The sequence below is a fragment of the Streptomyces sp. NPDC086519 genome (genome assembly GCF_040686075.1).
GTDB classification, from domain to species: Bacteria; Actinomycetota; Actinomycetes; order Streptomycetales; family Streptomycetaceae; genus Streptomyces; species Streptomyces shenzhenensis.
Genome location: NZ_JBFBJL010000033.1, coordinates 13,866 through 29,174, shown reverse-complemented (window position 1 = coordinate 29,174; position 15,309 = coordinate 13,866). Strand labels below are relative to the sequence as shown.

General features: G+C 70.5%; 12 protein-coding genes and 1 pseudogene. 3 read left to right on the top strand and 10 right to left on the bottom strand.

Annotated features, from left to right (window positions below):
* Positions 1-39: 39 nt before the first annotated feature.
* A complete protein-coding gene (locus AB0P24_RS28300; protein WP_365798782.1) occupies positions 40-1,140 on the bottom strand; it encodes an NADH:flavin oxidoreductase/NADH oxidase in 1,101 nt (366 codons plus the stop codon).
* A gap of 505 nt (positions 1,141-1,645) precedes the next feature.
* On the opposite strand from AB0P24_RS28300, the pseudogene AB0P24_RS28295 reads away from it, so the two are divergent.
* Positions 1,646-1,855, top strand: a pseudogene (locus AB0P24_RS28295) (ATP-binding protein); the annotation flags it as partial.
* A 53-nt stretch (positions 1,856-1,908) separates the two neighbouring features.
* On the opposite strand, the gene AB0P24_RS28290 reads toward AB0P24_RS28295, so the two are convergent.
* Together AB0P24_RS28290 and ligA are read right to left on the bottom strand one after the other, a co-directional pair.
* Positions 1,909-2,217: a hypothetical protein gene (locus tag AB0P24_RS28290; RefSeq protein ID WP_365798914.1), complete on the bottom strand. Its 309-nt coding sequence runs from the start codon at positions 2,215-2,217 to the stop codon at positions 1,909-1,911.
* A gap of 421 nt (positions 2,218-2,638) precedes the next feature.
* A complete protein-coding gene (gene ligA / locus AB0P24_RS28285) occupies positions 2,639-4,738 on the bottom strand; it encodes an NAD-dependent DNA ligase LigA (protein WP_365798780.1) in 2,100 nt (699 codons plus the stop codon).
* A 396-nt stretch (positions 4,739-5,134) separates the two neighbouring features.
* Here ligA and AB0P24_RS28280 point away from each other — a divergent pair, with 396 nt between their 5' ends.
* Positions 5,135-5,461, top strand: coding sequence for a hypothetical protein (locus AB0P24_RS28280; protein WP_365798778.1), 327 nt, complete (start codon positions 5,135-5,137; stop codon positions 5,459-5,461).
* 96 nt (positions 5,462-5,557) lie between these two features.
* On the opposite strand, the gene AB0P24_RS28275 is transcribed toward AB0P24_RS28280, so the two are convergent.
* Together AB0P24_RS28275 and AB0P24_RS28270 are read right to left on the bottom strand one after the other, a co-directional pair.
* Complete coding sequence (locus AB0P24_RS28275; protein ID WP_365798776.1) at positions 5,558-6,181, bottom strand: hypothetical protein; 624 nt, start codon at positions 6,179-6,181, stop codon at positions 5,558-5,560.
* 239 nt (positions 6,182-6,420) lie between these two features.
* On the bottom strand, positions 6,421-7,143 hold the full coding sequence (locus AB0P24_RS28270; protein WP_365798774.1) for a FadR/GntR family transcriptional regulator: 723 nt from the start codon (positions 7,141-7,143) through the stop codon (positions 6,421-6,423).
* Positions 7,144-7,459: 316 nt separating this feature from the next.
* On the opposite strand from AB0P24_RS28270, the gene AB0P24_RS28265 reads away from it, so the two are divergent.
* Positions 7,460-9,391, top strand: coding sequence for an alpha-L-fucosidase (locus AB0P24_RS28265; RefSeq protein WP_365798772.1), 1,932 nt, complete (start codon positions 7,460-7,462; stop codon positions 9,389-9,391).
* Between the two features lie 865 nt (positions 9,392-10,256).
* Here AB0P24_RS28265 and AB0P24_RS28260 read toward each other — a convergent pair.
* From AB0P24_RS28260 to AB0P24_RS28240, 5 genes are all read right to left on the bottom strand, one after another.
* The gene (locus tag AB0P24_RS28260) at positions 10,257-10,796 is read right to left on the bottom strand and encodes a helix-turn-helix domain-containing protein (RefSeq protein WP_365798770.1); all 540 of its coding nucleotides are present in this window, start codon (positions 10,794-10,796) and stop codon (positions 10,257-10,259) included.
* 454 nt (positions 10,797-11,250) lie between these two features.
* Positions 11,251-11,910 carry a dCTP deaminase gene (gene dcd, locus AB0P24_RS28255; RefSeq protein ID WP_365798768.1) on the bottom strand — a complete coding sequence of 220 codons (660 nt, stop codon included), beginning with the start codon at positions 11,908-11,910 and terminating at the stop codon, positions 11,251-11,253.
* Positions 11,907-13,877 (bottom strand): PEP/pyruvate-binding domain-containing protein, encoded by a 1,971-nt coding sequence (locus AB0P24_RS28250; RefSeq protein WP_365798766.1) that lies wholly within the window; start codon positions 13,875-13,877, stop codon positions 11,907-11,909. The genes dcd and AB0P24_RS28250 overlap by 4 nt, the downstream gene beginning before the upstream one ends.
* Positions 13,878-13,941: 64 nt before the next feature.
* The gene (locus AB0P24_RS28245; protein ID WP_365798764.1) at positions 13,942-14,733 is read right to left on the bottom strand and encodes a hypothetical protein; all 792 of its coding nucleotides are present in this window, start codon (positions 14,731-14,733) and stop codon (positions 13,942-13,944) included.
* 39 nt (positions 14,734-14,772) lie between these two features.
* On the bottom strand, positions 14,773-15,309 hold the full coding sequence (locus AB0P24_RS28240; protein ID WP_365798762.1) for an NUDIX hydrolase: 537 nt from the start codon (positions 15,307-15,309) through the stop codon (positions 14,773-14,775).

Sequence of the window (15,309 nt, the reverse complement as noted above, 5' to 3'; positions counted from 1 at the left end):
ACACGTGTGCCACCCCGGCCGGCGGCGCTCACCGTCTGGTCACGCCCGGTGGTACTGGACGGGCGTGGGCACCTCGCCGCCGAGCGCGGCGGCGGCGTGGCGCGGCCAGTAGGGGTCGCGGAGCAGTTCACGGGCCAGGAGGACGGCGTCGGCGCGGCCGGAGGCGACGATCTCCTGGGCCTGGGCCGGCTCGGTGATCATTCCGACGGCCGCGACCGGCATCTCGGTCTCGCCACGCACCCGTTCGGCGAACGGCACCTGGTAGCCGGGACCGGTCTCGATCCGGGCGCCGGGGGCGATGCCGCCGGTGGAGACGTCCATCAGGTCCACCCCGCGGGCTTGGAGTTCCTTGGCGAGGCGGACGGTGTCGTCGGCGGTCCAGCCCTCGCGGCCGTCCTCGGGATTCTCACTCAGCCAGTCGGTGGCGGAGGCGCGGAAGAACACCGGCAGCTCCTCCGGCCACACCGCGCGCACGGCTTCGACGACCTCCAGGGCGAAGCGGATCCGGTTCTCGAAGGAGCCCCCGTACTCGTCGGTGCGGTGGTTGCTGTGCGGGGAGAGGAACTGGTGGATCAGGTAGCCGTGGGCTCCGTGGATCTCGACGACCTCGAAGCCGGCGGCCAGTGCGCGTCCGGCGGCCTCGGCGAACCGCCGGACGAGGTGGCGGACCTGCTGCGCGGACAGCTCGGCCGGGGTGGTGGCGGAGTCGTCGAAGGGTACGGCGCTGGGGGCGACCGACTGCCAGCCGTGGGGCTCGTCCGGGCGGATCCACCGGCCGCGGTCGACCCAGGTCCGTTCGGCCGACGCCTTGCGGCCGGCGTGGGCCAGCTGGATGCCGGGAACGGTCCCCTGCGACTTCAGGAAGGAGGTGATGCGCCGGAACGCGGCGACCTGGGCGTCGTTCCAGATGCCCAGGTCGTAGGGGCTGATCCGGCCCTCCGGGCTGACGGCCGTGGCCTCGGTGATGATCAGCCCCGCCCCGCCGGTCGCGCGTGCCGCCAGGTGCGCGAAGTGCCAGTCGGTGGGGACACCCGTCGCCTCGCCCTCGGGTTCGGCGCTGTACTGGCACATCGCCGCCATCCAGATGCGGTTGGGGACGGTCAGCGACCTGATCGCGTAGGGCGTGAAGAGCGATGTCACACGAACTCCTTGCAAGTGGACCGGACCGGCGGGCCATGAGGAGGCCACCGGAGACGGACACGAGACAGTACGATGGGAACCATCGCGCGCGGGCTTTCCATTCCCGCTGCCTACCAGCGTCTGCAAGCAACGGCGTCGCCGCCCGCCGCCCGGAGGCCGGGCCACGGCAGGGTGGTCCGCATCAGAAGTCCCGCCCGCCGTCGCCTGCCGGCAGTGCGACGGCGGACGCCCTTTTATCGAGCGGTGTTGTCCGAGAGACAATAAGGCAAGCGAGAAGTCCACCTGACCGGCGGGAACGGAATTGCCGCCCTCCTTGTTTTCTTCCCTCGGAGCGGTTTCCAGAAGTGGCCGACCGAGCTTTCCCGTCTTCGCAGCCGGAAGGATGGCCAGTTCACAGGCAGTTGGGCAAGTCGTCCCCCACCGGTCGGAACTTTTCGAACCTCGCCGACCGGTGTCGACTGCGGAATGACTGCCGCACGTCTGGACGCCTGAGAAAGGTACGCACGTGATCGGGCGGAAACCGGAGATCGAGCAGCTGACAGCCCTCGTCGAAGCGGCGCGGCAGGGACAGGGGTCCTCAGTGCTCGTGACCGGCGAAGCGGGTATCGGGAAGAGCGAGCTCGTGTCCGCGGTCGTCGAGGCCGCTTCCTCGTCAGGGTTCGACGTACTGACCTGTCACGGCATACGGGGCGCTGGCGCGGCCGGTTTCGAGGGGCTGCACGAACTGCTGCTCCCCCTGCTCGACGGTGTCGACGCCCTGCCGCCGCGTCAGCGTACTGCGACGGTTCCCACGAACAGCGTGGGGAACCGGCGCAGCCGGTCCGGGACGGGTTCCGCGCACTTGGCACCGGCGGAGCCGGGCGCGGCGACCAGGGTCGGCGGGCCGGCCGCGGACGTGCGACCGTTGCCGCCGGGCGCCATGATGCCTGCGGCGACGCCGCCGCCGAGGACGATCAGACCGGCCGCTGCCGCGAGCCCGAGCACACGGCGCTGCCTCCATCCTGCGGTGGCCCTCGCGGAGTGATCCGTGACGTCGGCGGTGTTCTGCGCGGACCTGGGCGCGGTGCCGGTGTTCAAGGCGGCCTCCACAAGGCGGTTTTCTGTCTGGACAGACACGAGGAGGGCGCCTGCTGCGGGCGGCCGCTGAAAGAACTTCAGCAGGAGAGCCCGGGACCGGATGAGAGCTGGGACCTGCTGCGCGGACTCCTACGCCCTTTGCAGCCCAGAGGTCACTCTGTGGCCGGAGGTGTGAATGGGCCCCGGCTGGACGGGGGAGACCAGCCGGGGCCGTGGGTGGCGACGTGCGGAGGGCGGTCGCCTCTCGGCGGGGTGCTCCATGGGGCTTCAGCCGGACGATCGTCCCCATGGGCTATCGGTGAGGCCCGGGGACACTGTCCCCTCCGCGGTCACGTGTGGATGAACGGTCAACCGCCGCACCTTTGTTCCCGTTCACGTCGTGCAGACGGTTGTGAGCTGCGGAACATGCTCTGCCGGGGTTTCAGCTGAGGTAGTCGGCGACCAGAACACCGAGCTCCTCGGGTGTGGCGAGGCGGATGCCGAGTTGTTCGGCCTTGGCGCGCTTGGAGCCCGCGTTCTCTCCGGCGACGACGAGGGTGGTCTTCTTGGAGACGCTGGAGGAGGAGCGGCCGCCGGCGCGTTCGATGAGTTCGTTCATCTGGTTGCGGGAGAGCTTCTCCAGGACTCCGGTCATCGCGCCGGTGACGACGACGGTCATCCCGGCCAGCGGACCCGCCTCTGCGGCGGCCACGGGCGTCTCGCCGTCGGTGCTCGCCTCGCTGGCGGGGGCGGGCGGGGTGGCGCCGGGCTCGGTCATGTTCACTCCCGCCTCGGCGAGCTTGTCGATGAGCGGGGCGAGTTCGGCCAGTTCGGCGACGATCGCGGGAGCCTTCTCCACGCCGATCCCGTCGACCTGCTGTATCGCTTCGGCGTCGGCGGCACGGATGTTGTCCATGGTGGCGAAGTGGCGGGCGATGCGACGGGACATGGAGCGGCCGGTGCCGCGTACCCCGAGCGCACACAGCACCCGCGACAGCGGCTGCAGTTTGGCCTTGGCAATCGCCGCGAGGAGGTTGTCGGTACTGGTGTCGCCCATCCGGTCCAGGTCGAGCAGTTGCTCGCGGGTGAGGGTGAACAGGTCGGCGAGGTCGGTGACGAGGCCGGCGTCGACGAGCTGGACGACGCGGGTGGCGCCGAGGCCTTCGATGTCGAGCTGGTCGCGGCCGGCCGCGTAGGAGAGGGAGGCGACCAGGTGGCAGTTGCGGCCCTGCGTGCACCGCCAGCGTTCCTCGCTCTTGTCGATGTCCGATCCGCAGCGCGGGCAGACCTCCGGGAAGGCGATGGGCTGCTCGTCGCCGGTGCGCAGGTGCGCGGCCGGCGCCTGGATGCGGGGGATGACATCGCCGGCGCGGTAGACCATGACCTGGTCGCCCAGGCGCAGGTCGCGGCGGGTGATGTCGGCCGGGTTGTGCAGGGTGGCGTAGGTGATGGTGGAACCGTCGATGACGACCGGTTCGAGGACGCCGCGCGGGGCGATGATCCCGGTGCGGCCGACGTTCCACTCCACCGCCAGCAGCCGGGTGATCTTCTCCACGGCCGGGAGCTTGTAGGCGATCGCCCACCTGGGTGCGCGTGAGCCGGATCCGGCGGCCTGCTGGTCGGCGGCGAGGTCGGCCTTGATGACGATGCCGTCGATCCCGAACGGCAGCCCGGCTCGCGCCGCGGCGATCTCCTCCACCCGGGCGAGGACCTGCTCCACGGTCTCGGCGACGGTGTCCGGGACCGGGGCGCGGGCGCCGGTGTGCACGCCGAGCTCGGCGACCAGGTGCATCAGGTCGCTGTGCGCGGACGCGGTCAGCCGCGCGGCCAGCACCGGGTCGGTACCGGGCACGGGGAGGAGCCCGTAGCCGAAGAACGTCATCGGCACCGTGTAGAGGCGCTCCCTGGCCCGCAGCGTGCCCGCCGCGGCGTTGCGCGGGTTCGCGAACGGCAGCCCGCCATGCTGGGTGCGGACTTCGTTGGCGTACTCGAACTGGGCGGTCGTCATGAGGACTTCGCCGCGCACTTCCACGGTGACCGGCTCCGCCAGTTGCTCGGGCAGTCCTTCGATGGTGCCGATCGCGTGCGAGACGTCCTCCCCGGCCGTCCCGTCCCCGCGGGTGATCAGCCGGGTGAGCCGGCCGCCGCTGTAGCGGGCGGCGATCGCGAGTCCGTCCAGCTTCGGCCCGACGTGGAAGCGGGTGACCTCGTGCCCGATACGGCGGGCCAGGGACTCGGTCCAGGTGGTGAACTCCTCCGCGGAGAACACGTTGTCCAGGCTCAGCATCGCCACCGTGTGCGGGACATCGCCTTCCACGGCGCCGCCGGCCACCTTCCCGGTGGGGGATTCGGGCAGCACCTGCTCGGGGTGTCCGGCCTCGTACGCGGCAATCCCGCGCACCAGGCGGTCGTAGGCGTCGTCGTCCAGCGCCGACGTGCCGCCCGCGTAGTACGCGGCCGCCGCCCCGACGGCCTCCTCGACCGCCTGCGCGTAGGTGGCGGCATCCGTGATCTCTGCTGCAGGTGTCGTCATGACCGGCATCCTGCCTCCCACCACTGACAACGGGGCGTTGCCGAACTTCCCGAACCGATCGGGGGAGCGCAGGTCTGGCGCCGTCCGCGGTCTTCTAACCCCCTACGGACCACCGGCTGGTTGCGTCCTCCAGGCACCGGAAACTCGCCGCTCGGCATCGCGCCGCGGGTGGGGGCCAGGGGTTTGAGTGAGTGTCAGGTCCATCATGCCTGCTCGGACGTGGTGTGCGGTAGGACGGAGCGCACGTCCGTTGAGGCTTGTCCCAGGTGGTGGTCCGCCCGCAGACTCGTCGTCATCCACTCTCCGGCGTCCGTGTCGGCACCCGTTCTCGGGTGTCGACGCGTTCGTCGTGCTGTCTCGTCGTGGGACGGGTGCAGGTGGGGGTGAGGGAACGGAGGGGGATCGATGGATCAGGACATGGTCATGCGGGCGAGGGTCCACTTGCTCAGTGCCAACCGGCGGGTGGTACGCGGCGCCGAGGGATTGCGGATCTACCGCCTGCTGACGCAGGTCGAGCCGGAGGTGTACGGGTCGAAGCTGGCATACGTTCTGGTGGAGGCCAGCGCGTCGTCGTTGGTGCGGGAGCTGCCCGAGCAGCGGCTGGCGCTGTTGGACGAGGCGGTTGCGGTGGCGTCGGCCCTGGATGCCGCGCATCCCTACCGGACCACGGTGCTGGCGAAGGCGTTTGCCGCCAGGCGGGAACTCGAGGAGCGGCAGACACACGGGATGTGAGACAGGCGCCTGGCTCTGTTCACGAGCCAATTTCAACGGAACCCGTCCCTCCTCCCCGCGACGGGAGGAGGGACAGCTCTTTGAACGGCGGTGTCGTCAGGCGGCTCCCTTCGACCCGGCTTCATCACCGGACTCGTCCGCCGCCCGGGCCCCGGATGCCCTGGCCATCGCGAACACGGCCGTCTTCACCTCGGCGATCCGCCCGTGCCCGACCAGCCGCTTGCGCGTTGCGCGGATCGTCTCCACCGCCGCCGTCCCGGCCTTGCCCTCCGTCGGGCGCCTGGGAGCCGCAGTGAGAACTTTGACATGCATCGGCTCCCCGGACGTGGCCAGCAGCTGCTCGATGGCCCGCATCACCTCGCCGGACCTCGCCCCGATGCCTTCTGCATCGGGCGTGCCGTCTTCGGTTTGCCCCGCCTGGGCTCCTGCCGAGAACTCGCCCTCTCGCCCACCCCGTGGACCGAACATCGTCTCGTCGGATTTCGCCAGGTTGGACGCTGAGTCGTCGCGCGTTCTGCGGGCAGACACTGCCGACGAAGCGACACCGTCGGCACGGGCCGATTCGCGCGCCACCGTAGCCGACGCCTGGCCGCGCTGATTCGGTGGTGCCGAAGTTGTCGTCATCCACGACGGAGGCACACGCATCGCCGGTCCCAGGATCGGGTCGAGGTTGCTGCCGACCTCGCCAAAGAGCCACCCTGCCCTGACGGCCGGCTTCACGAAAACGGCCGAGGGCCTGGCGAGCCCATCCAGGCGTGGCAGTGACGTCAGGGGTGCGGTCGGCCAGGGCTGTCAAAGGCAAGCTGGATCCGATAGCCCACGCATCACGGAGAGGACGGGACCGAACTGACCGGAGTCCCGTACGCCGACACCGCCGGCTGACGACCGCCCCACTGTGGGCCCTGCGCCTTCGACGGACGGGCCCGCTCCGGGGTCCCGGTTCCGGCGGGGCGGTCCGGTCACGCCCCTTGAGGTGTTGCGTCATCGGCTGACGCGGCGGATCGCAGGCGCTCTCGCAGCCATTGTTCCGTGTTGCTGACATGCAGCAGTGCGGCCGCCTGGCTGAGGGGCGCGTCGCGTCGGGACAGGGCGTCGTAGATCGCCTCGTGTTCCGCCAAGGTCCTTCCCGAGGCCTGGTCGTCCACCAGCCCGCGCCAGATGCGGGCCCGCAGCGTACGACCTGAGATGCCCTCGAGGAGAGTGAGCAGCGTTTCGTTGGCCGTGGCCGAGACCACCGCCCGGTGGAAGGCGGCGTCATGGTGGTTCAGCCGCTCGACGTCGTCACGGGCCTCCCGCATGGCGTCGAGGTGCCGCTTCACTTCGGCCAGGCCCGCGTCGGAGATCCGGGTCGCCGCCAGCGCGGTGGCGAGCGGCTCCAGCAGGCGCCGCACCTCCATCAGCTCCCGCAGCGCGACCGAGTCGCTCTGCAGCAACTCCACGGCCCCGCCGAGACCTTCGAGAAGCAGACTCGGCTGCAGGCTGGTCACATAGGTGCCGTCTCCTCGTCTGACCTCCAGCACCCGCGCGACGGCGAGCGCCTTGACCGCCTCGCGCGCGAGATTGCGGGACAGCCCGAGCTGGGCCGCGAGCTCGGGTTCGGGCGGGAGCTTCGAGCCCGGGGGCAGCGCGCCGGTGGAGATGAGCTCACGGATCTGCGCGATGGCCTTGTCCGTCAGGGACAACAGGGACTCCGTCCGTGAGGGCTCCGTATGCCGAAGGTGACGCCGATGTTACTGGGGTCGGCAAAGAGGCAGGCCCACTCCATGGGGATCGCCTTTCCTGTCACCCTCTACATACATGTGATGTCTGATCCTGATCTCAGGTGATGAAATAAGCAAATGCCGCAATCTGTCGACCACTTGAAGGTATTCATCCCTGCACGAGGGTTGACCGGGCTGACTTACGGATGAGATTCATGGGAAACATCAGCACCTTCCCCCTCTCCTCGCCCCGCGGCCTCTTCCCGTCCGCCGCGGCACGATCCCCCGGGAGTGACGAGTGTCAGAACGACTGTCGCGCAGACGGTTCATCGGTGTCGCAGCCACCACCGCGGCCGCCACGGCACTGCCGGTCACACCCGGGCTGGGATCGTCAAGCCCGGCGGCCGCGGCCACCCCCCAGGACAGCCTGAGCGCACTGGTCGACCTGCGGTTCGGCATGTTCAACCACTTCAACCTCGGCACCTTCACCGACGAGGAGTGGGCGGCGCCGCACCAGGACCCGGCGCTGTTCGCCCCTACGGCCGTCGACTGCGCCCAGTGGGCGGCCGCCGCGGCCGCGGCGAAGATGAGCTACGGGGTGCTGACCACCAAGCACCACGACGGGTTCTGCCTGTGGCCGACCGCCTACGACAAGCAGAACGTCGCCTACAGCGGGTACCAGCACGACATCGTCGCCCAGTACGTCACCGCCTTCCGGGCCGAGGGCCTCCGGGTCGGCCTCTACTTCTCGGTCTGGGACCGCACTCACACCGTCGAGGCGTACGACACCCGGCACGGCGTCGGCAGCGACGAGGCCGTCCAGCCCGCCGACCTCACCTACATCCTGGGCCAGATCACGGAACTGCTGACGAACTACGGCGCCATCGACATGTTCGTCACCGACGGCTACGCCTGGCAGATGGGCCAGCAGGCCGTCTCGTACCAGCGCATCCGCGAGCACGTGAAGTCGCTGCAACCGGGCATCGTCATGGTCGACCACGGCGCGCTGTCCGTGCCGTTCCTCGGTGACGCCATCTACTACGAGGAACCCCTCGGAGTCACCTCGCCCGCGGGCAACACCTACGCCGCCCTGCAGGGGCAGACCATCAGCAAGGGCTGGTTCTGGCACCCCAGCACGCCGGCCACCGACCCCATGAGCAAGGCGGCCATCCTCTCCCACCTGGCCGACCTGGAACCGAAGTACACCTCCTTCATCCTGAACTGCCCGCCGAATCGCGACGGCTTACTCGACACCAACATCGTGAACCGGCTGGCCGAGGTCGGCGCCGCCTGGAGCCCGGACACCTCCAGGGCGCCGCTGCCCGCGCAGCCGCTGCGTGTCGAGCATCCCGTCACGCCGGTCAGCGCCTACGCCACCGCTTTCCATGCCGGTGAGGGGCCGCTGAACGCGATCGACGGGCTGAGCGACAAGGGCTTCGAGACCTGCTGGTCCACCTGGAACCTGTCGCTGCCGCAGTCGATCACCGTCGATCTGGGTGGCGTCTGGAGCGGCATCTCCGCTCTGGAGTACCTGCCCAAGCAGTGGAACCGCACCAACACGACCGACGGCGACATCACCGCGTACACCATCTCCACCAGCACCGACGGCGTCGCCTTCACCCAGGTCGCCGCGGGCACCTGGGCCGGCGACCGCACCCTCAAGTTCGCGGAGTGGCCGGCCGGGAACGCCGGGTTCGTACGCATCCAGGCCAGCGCGGCCACCGGCGGTTACGCCAATATCGGCGCGCTCAGGATCGGCGGCCGGACAGCCACGCCCGCGCTGGTTTCCCGCACCCTGCCCGGCGACGGCACCGTCTACCGGCTCGTCGCCCGGCACAGCGGCGAGGTGGCCGACGTGGAAGGCGCGGGCACCGCCGACGGCACCAACGTCCTGCAGTGGCCGTGGAAGAACACCGCCAACCAGAAGTGGACCTTCACCGGCACCGGCGACGGCTACTTCAAGATCCGCGGCGTCGGCAGCGGCAAGCTCCTCGAAGTGGGCGGCCTGTCCCGGGCCGAGGGCGGGAACGTCGGCATCTGGGCGGACGCCGATGCCCCGCAGCAGCACTGGGCCGTGACCCCCACCGGCGACGGCTACCACCTGCTCGTCAACCGCTTCAGCGGACTGGCGCTCGACGTCGCCGGCGGATCCACCAGTGACGGCGCCGACATCGACCAGGCCACGTACGACACCGCTCCGCAGAAACAGTGGCGGCTCGTCCCCTCCTGACCCCGGCGCCCGCGCCCTGGGCGCCGGGCCAAGAAGCACGGCGTCCAGCGCCGATGAGTCCGAGGGGCTCGGGTTCCTGCGCTGCTTCGGCAGCAAGGAAGAAGCCGTCCTCGGAGCCTTCGACACCCACGGGGACCGGCTCGTCGAGGCTCTGCGGGGCCGACCCGCCGAGGAGGACGACCCCGACTCCGCTGGGACGCGCACTGGACACCGTGTCCGAGTCGTACCGCCAGGACCCGGGCCATGGCCCCGGCGGTCGCCCGTCTCGTGGAGGAGGCTGCTTCGCTGTGCGCGCGGCGTCCGGGGAAGGGTACGGCTGGCGGCTCGCTCTGGCTCAGGTGCTCGCTGAGCGCACGGATCCCGCGCACCCCGCCCCGCCGCGGCCGCTTCGGTCCGGGTGGCCGTCGTGCTGGACTGCCTGAACGTCGCCATCGACCATTGGTCCGTCTCCGAGGGCGGGCTCGACCTCGTCGGCCTTCTGGACGACGCGTTCACCGCCGTCGCTCCGTGACGCGGTGGACCTCGTGCCGGATGCCGAATGCGACGGCCCGACGGGTGTGCGGCGATGCGGGCTCGTCGGTGACGCCGGGAACCAACGGCGGGCGGCAGCCGAGTGATCCTTGACTTCGGCGGGACCTGATGGCGCTGTGGAGGGCCCAATCGGCTGTCGGCGCGGAAAGCCGACGCACCGCGAACTTGTTCCATCGCCTCGTGCGCCCGCTTCTGCGCGGAGCAGCATGTAAGGGGCCGGTGACGCGCTTCGCGCCCCCGGCAGTGGTAACCGGACGTCCCGTCTGCCGCACCGACGGCGGCCGTGGCGACGGGATGCGCGCGGAGGGCCGTCCCGCGGTCCGGAAAGCGGGGCTCAGGTACCGGCCGTGGACTGCCGTTCTGCCTGCATGCAGGCGCGAGCGACGGCGATCATGCGGTGCCGGGCCTCCGGGTCGGGGGCGTCGCGTTCGCGGGCGATGCAGCCGATGAGGAGTGCCTTGACGTCGGCGCGGGTGAGGTCCGGTCGTACCGAGCCGGCCTGCTGTGCGGCCGCGAGCATGGTTTCCTGGGCGGTGACGAGGCTGGGCGCGCCACATGCCTCCAGGTCGAAGCCGTTGCCGCCCAATGCCCCCGCCGGCCCGCGGTTGGCGGCCGCCTGCTCGACCACGTGGGCGAACAGCTCGAAGAACGTCGCGCTGAGATGCCGGGCCCGCTCCAGGATCTCCTCCGTCAGATGAGGAACGATTGCCGCATAGACGGATTCCTTGATCGGAAAGTGCCTGCTGACGGTGCCGGTGCCGACCCCTGTGCGGCGGGCGATCTCGGCCACCGGCACACTCAGGCCCTCGGTGGCGAACGTCTCCCGAGCGGTCTCCAGGATGCGTTGGCGGTTGCGGTGCGCGTCCGCGTGCATCGGGTTCCTTCGGCTTGGGTGCGGATGCGTGTCCGTCCGGCGTGCTGCGGGCGGTTGTCCGCCGCGTGGTCGCCCGTGGGCTGGGGCTTGTCATGGAAACGGCCCTGCCCCGTGCGGTGCGCCGGGTCGGGCTGTGGCGCCGTGCGGCCGCTTGGGGCGTGCAGCTTTCGCCCTGGTGACCTGCCTACAGCAAAAAGCACTGCATGCCTGTCATCGCCGTCGTAGGTGCCGGCCCCGGCCTCGGCCTCGAGATCGCCCGCGTCTTCGGCGTCAGGGATTGGCCGTCGCGCTGGTCTCCCGCACCCAGGACAAGCCGTGCGCACTCGCCGAGAACCTCCGCTCCGAGGGTGTCGAGGCGCGCGGTTTCGTTGCCGACATCACCGACCAGGAGGCTGTGGCCCGTACGCTGACCGCCATCACTGCCGTCTACGGCGCCATCGACGTCCCGGAGTTCTCACCCGCCGACCGGTCCCTGCCCCCGGCGGGTGTCCTGGACGTAGGAGGGTTCGGTGAGCGGTGTGCGAGCAGCCACGGCACCGCCCCCACCCCCCGCGTAGAAGTGGCCGAACTGGTCCAGCAGGCGGCTTGGAGCGGTGCCGAGCTGGCCTGTCCTGCCGCTGGGGTGCCGTGCCGCCGCTGGGGCCGAGAGCCGGGCGAAGACGAGGTGACAGACCGGAGTGCCGGCGTACAACCGCACCCGGCGGCCGCCGACCGTCGACAGCTCGAAGACGAGGCGCGAGGGAGCGCCGTGGGCGAAGCCCGCGTTGACGAGCTGGGACGTCGCGTGCACCTGGACGCCGAGCCGGGCGACGTTGGAGATGCCGGACAGCAGGCCGACCAGCGAGGGCCCGAGGCTGACCCGTTCGCGGGTGCCGGCCAGCACGAGGGCGTCCGGCGTGAGCACCACGCTGTCACCGGTTTCGAGGACGCCCTCGCACCGGGCGAAGCTCTCGGGGTCCGCGGTGTCGAGGGTCTCGTCGCCCGCGATGCGGCGGAACGGCCCCGCCAGCCGCAGCAGGTAGCTGTTCCGCTTGACCAGCCGCTCGTCGAACGGGGTGATGCCGATGTCGCCGCACCGGACGGCGCCGAGGATGTCCTGGTCGGAGAGGATCACGGGGTCTGCCCCTGCCCGGCCTGCCGCGGGGCAACGGGCCCCACCGTCTGCGAGGCGCTGTCCAGCAGGACCACGGAGTCCGCGGCGAGCGTGTCGAACGCTTCGGGGTCCACGAGCGCGGGGACGCCCAGTTCGCGCAGCACGATCGACAGGTGGCTGAGGTAGGAGCAGTTGCGGAAGACGAAACCGACCGACCTGGGGTCGCGGGCCCGGATGAACCGTTCGAGCGAGAGGTACGGCAGCCGGGCCAGTACCACGACGGGGTCGTCCGCCGGCCGGCTGCCTGCCGCGTCGGTCCGGTCGGTGTGGAAGTGGAAGTCGAGGGACTCCATCAGCAGATCGTGATCGTCGTCGATGCGGATCACCCGCCCGCTGACCCGGCCGGGAGCGATGACGTTGAGCGCCTCCGGGGCGGCGCCCTCCGTGTCCTCGTCGACGAAGTCGATGAGGAAGAACGAGCCGTCCGAGGTGATGCCGAACTCCACTGAGGGCTGCCGGTAGTACGCGCCCGCCACCGCGACGGCTCGGCAGACCTCCTCGATCTGCCGGCCGGACAGCTCCGGCGTGCTGCCGACCACGACGCTCCTGGGCTGACCGTCCTCGATGACGAACGCCCTTTCCTGAAGGGTGAGTTCGCGCTGCACCACCTTGCCGTCGAGGGTGCACACGTACTGCGAGGTGGTCACGACCCCCTTGGGCACGAAGGCCCCGAACCCGATCTCGACCAGGACGCGGTCGCCGAACCTGCGTGCCACCCCGGACTGGACAGCCGACCGTACCTCCGTGGCGATCAGCGCGAACTCGTCGTGGGCGGCGCCCACCAGTTGCACGATGCCGTCAAGGTCCTGGCGCCTCGTGCCGGCGGCGCTGAAGCGGCGGACGATCGAACCGGACAGTCTGGCCGGGTCCTGGAGGACGAAGCTGACCTGAGAGGCGGCGCGCAGGGCTTCGGGCAGCGGGGAGGCGTCCGGTCCTGCGGAGTCGGCGGTGGGGCGGGCCCGGACGATCCAGGCCCGCCCCACCGCCAGGTCGTTCTCCTCGGCGATCAGCCGCAGCCGTACCTTGTCCAGGCCCGTCAGGCCGCCCAGTTCGGCCCGGTCGGCCGACGTCACCGGGACGAAGCGGAGATCGAAGTCCCGGTGCGCCGGTGCGGGCAGCGAGGTGATCGGACGCGCCTGCACCGGGATCACCGCGTTGTCGGCGGTGACGCACAGCTCGATGTCCTGCGGCACCGCCCGGTGGTCGGTGACGGCTTTGCCCAGGCTCCGGATCTCCGCGATCAGCCCCAGCACGCGGGTCTCCAGCGCGGCGTCGCACCAGTCGGGCCGGTTGACCGTCCGCATGCCGTCACCCGAGAGCCGGACGGAGAGGGGCTCGGTCTCGCCGCCGACCAGCGCGCTTCCCGCGCCGGGAACCACGTCCAGCAGATAGCTCTCGCGGTCCCCGGTCACCGGGTCGGCGGTGAACAGCACGCCGGACAGGTCGGCCGGCACCTGTTCCTGCACGATCACCGAGATGGGAACACGCTCGCCGGCAGCCGCGCCGTCCCCGCTCGCGACCTCCGTCCCGCCGCCGGACTCGTCGGCTTTCACCCGCCCGGTGTAGTAGGCCGCACGGTCCGATTCGCCGGAGCGCGCGCAGCGCTCCACGGCCGCCGCCAGATTCTGGACCCCGACGCCCAGTTCCGTCACGAACTGCCCCGCGTACGAGGCGTGCGCGCCGTCCTCCGCGGCCGCCGACGAGCGGACGGCGAACGGCCGGCGCAGGCCGTGTTCGTCCACCAGCGACGCGAGCAGCCGCGCCAGCCCGTCCCGGTCTGAGAGGAGGGAGGACAGCGCACCGGCCGGCAGCACGAATCCCGGCGGGACGGGCAGGCCGATCGCGAGGAGTTCGCCCAGGCCTGCGGCCTTGCCGCCGACACGGCCGCTGTCGGCCGCGCGCAGGGAACTCAGGGCGGGGATGTCCATGAAGTACCTTTCGTGGTTCCGCTCCGGTCTGTCGCCCGGAAGGCGGGGGATGGGCCGGCCAGGATCAGAGAGCGAGGTCCGGCAGGGCGATCGCCTGCTGCCAGAGCTCCTGGTAGTGGTCGACGAGCAGGTGGAACAGCTTGAAGTCGTCCTTCTCGGAGATCCAGAAGGTCGGCCGTTCCATCGGCGGGAGGGTGTGGAGTATCGGCTCCACGTGCGCGTACCCCGAGTGCTTCTTGACGTCGAAGAGGATCACCGACGCCGTCGGGATGACGGGGTAGGCGCGTATCTCGATGTTGCGCTGCTGTTTGGGGGTCAGGCCCGCGTGCCAGTGCCGCAGGTGCGCCAGGTTCGCGCGCAGCACGGCTTCCAGGTTCGGGAAGCCGTGCACCGCCCCCATGTCGCCGATCCACGGCACCTTGTCGCCGTTGGCGTCGACGGGACTGAGCAGGGCGAGCCTGAAATGGCAGTCGGAGAGCGCCCGGTCGGCGATGGTGGGCAGCATGTGATGGACGACGTGGCCCAGTTGCAGCCCGTAGATCTCGACGGTCCGATGAGCTCCCTCAAGCTGTTCACCCAGCGCCGGGAGTTGGGAGCGGCCCGTGAACAGCAGACCGCCGCGGGCGCCTTTCAGTACGGTGTTCTGCCGGATCCGGATGTCGGCCGTGGCGAGCGCGATCAGGCCGAGCAGCAGGACGACGGTTGCGGAGAAGAGGACGTCGATCCACTTCCGGTTCTGCGTGAATCCGGAGACGATCTCGAGCACGGTGACCAGGACGGCGAGCAGGCACCCGGTGTACGCGTCGGGATACCGTCGTGCGCGGACTGCCCCCACGATCCGGGAAAAGAATCCCATCGGCGTCACAACTCCTTTACCGCCGGGCGTTGTTCGGACTCAGATCACGTCGCACACGGCGAGGGCGGCGATGGTCTTGGCGTCGACGATCCGGCCTTCGCGCACCATTGCGCGCACGTCGCCGCGCGGCACCAGGAAGCGCTGGATGAACTCGCCCTTGTCCGGGTGCGCGGGCCCCGGCACCAGACCGGTGGCCGCGTAGACGTAGGTCGTCTCGTCGGACAGGTGCGGACTGATCCGCAGGGTGCCGACCAACTCGACCTGGCCGGCCTGGAATCCGGTCTCCTCGCGCAGTTCCCGGACGGCTGTCCGCGCCGGGTCCTCGCGGGGCTCCACCCGGCCGGCGGGGGCCTCGATCACCCACGACTGCGGCGGGAAGCGGAACTGGCGGATCAGTACGAGATCGTCGCCGTCCAGCGCGACGATCAGGGCGATGGCGGGAAACCGTACGACGTGGGTCTCCATGCTCTGGCTTCCGGCCAGTTGAACGGTCCGAGAGTCCACGGAGATCCAGTCGCCGAACGAAGTGGTCCTGACGTCCGACGCGTTGACGGTCGGGGCGGGCATGTCGGTCAT

Coding starts and splice junctions, on each gene's coding strand:
- AB0P24_RS28245 (WP_365798764.1), bottom strand. CDS start 14,733: ATGGGATTCTTTTCCCGGATCGTGGGGGCAGTCCGCGCACGACGGTAT.
- ligA (WP_365798780.1), bottom strand. CDS start 4,738: ATGCCGGTCATGACGACACCTGCAGCAGAGATCACGGATGCCGCCACC.
- AB0P24_RS28280 (WP_365798778.1), top strand. CDS start 5,135: ATGGATCAGGACATGGTCATGCGGGCGAGGGTCCACTTGCTCAGTGCC.
- AB0P24_RS28240 (WP_365798762.1), bottom strand. CDS start 15,309: ATGACCGACATGCCCGCCCCGACCGTCAACGCGTCGGACGTCAGGACC.
- AB0P24_RS28250 (WP_365798766.1), bottom strand. CDS start 13,877: ATGGACATCCCCGCCCTGAGTTCCCTGCGCGCGGCCGACAGCGGCCGT.
- AB0P24_RS28260 (WP_365798770.1), bottom strand. CDS start 10,796: ATGCACGCGGACGCGCACCGCAACCGCCAACGCATCCTGGAGACCGCT.